The 1,343-nt window shown below is 33.3% G+C and carries 1 protein-coding gene; it reads left to right on the top strand.

Going from position 1 to position 1,343, the window contains the following annotated elements:
- Positions 1–105 precede the first annotated feature (105 nt).
- Entirely contained in the window at positions 106–1,317 is a 1,212-nt protein-coding gene (locus ACW9JY_RS10410; RefSeq protein WP_457284325.1) for an ISL3 family transposase, read from the top strand.
- Positions 1,318–1,343 lie beyond the last annotated feature (26 nt).

Raw genomic sequence — 1,343 nt, 5'->3', positions numbered from 1 at the left:
GGTTCTCTTCCAAAAAGTGTGGGTAGAAAAAATGAAATATGAACAAATGATTAAATAATCTGGTATCATGTAAGAAAACACAAAATACATAAGGAGTGATGCCAGATGAGAAAAGAGCTACCAAAATTCTTCGAACAGATACTGAATATAACAGAGCCATGGTACATAGAAAAGATAGAGCAACAAGGAAATATAATCAACATATATGTGGATTTCAAAAAAGGCGCAAAGTTCGAATACAACGGTAAATATTACAGTGCATACGATACGGTTCAAAGAAGTTGGAGACACTTAAACTTATTCCAGTATGAAACATACATACATGCAAGGGTAGCTAGGATAAAAACAGATGATGGGACAAAGACTGTAGAGGTTCCTTGGGCTCGAAAAAACTCTGGATTCACCTTATTGTTTGAAGCGTTTATTCTTGAGTTGTACAATCACATGACGGTTGCTGAGATAGCTAAAAAGTATAATACAACCCAAAATAGGTTGTGGAGAATATTAGACTTTTACGTTTCAAAGGAATTAGAAAAACAAGATTTCTCAAAAGAACCAATAAAAACGTTATCTGTTGATGAAATAGCAAGGAAAAAGCATCATGTATATCTAACCAATTTCTTAGATGTGGAACGAGAAAAGGTTGTACATATAGCTGATGGAAAAGATGCAGAAACCTTCCTATCATTCAAAGAAAGATACACTGAAAAAAACGGTGATCCAAAAGATATAGAGTCCATATGCATGGATATGTCGGTACCTTTCAAAGCTGGAGCAAGGGACCATTTTCCAAAAGCAAAGATAATATTTGACAAATTCCATGTGCTTAATGTATTAAGTGTCCAACTTGATAAAGTGAGAGCCAGAGAGAATAAAGAATACCATGAGATACTCAAAAGGACAAAATACTTGCTATTAAAAAATCCTAACAACCTTACTAAGAAAGATAAAGTTAGACTCGATGAATTGATGGAATATCAACACCTTGATACAGTTCAAGCCTACGGATTGGTACTTGAGTTTAAAAAGATGTTCGATTACAAGAAACCTTCTTATGCAGCTAAGTATTTTAAACGATGGTATGGAAAGGTAATGAAATCAAATATACCCGAAATGATTAAAGCCGCTAAGACTCTTTTAAATCACATAGAAGGTATCTTGTTGCACATAAAAACGAATATCTCAAACGGTAAAATAGAAGGTATGAACTCTAAACTTAGAGGATTTACTAAAAGAGCTTTTGGTTTTAAAACATTAAAGAATTTAAAAATCACTATCTTTATTGCCCTTGGTAAACTTAATTTAACTCCAGCTTAATTACCCACTATTTTCGTGATAGAACC

Source organism: Petrotoga sp. DB-2 (assembly GCF_054051725.1).
This window is presented reverse-complemented; position numbering and strand designations above follow the sequence as displayed.

Coding starts and splice junctions, on each gene's coding strand:
- ACW9JY_RS10410 (WP_457284325.1), top strand. CDS start 106: ATGAGAAAAGAGCTACCAAAATTCTTCGAACAGATACTGAATATAACA.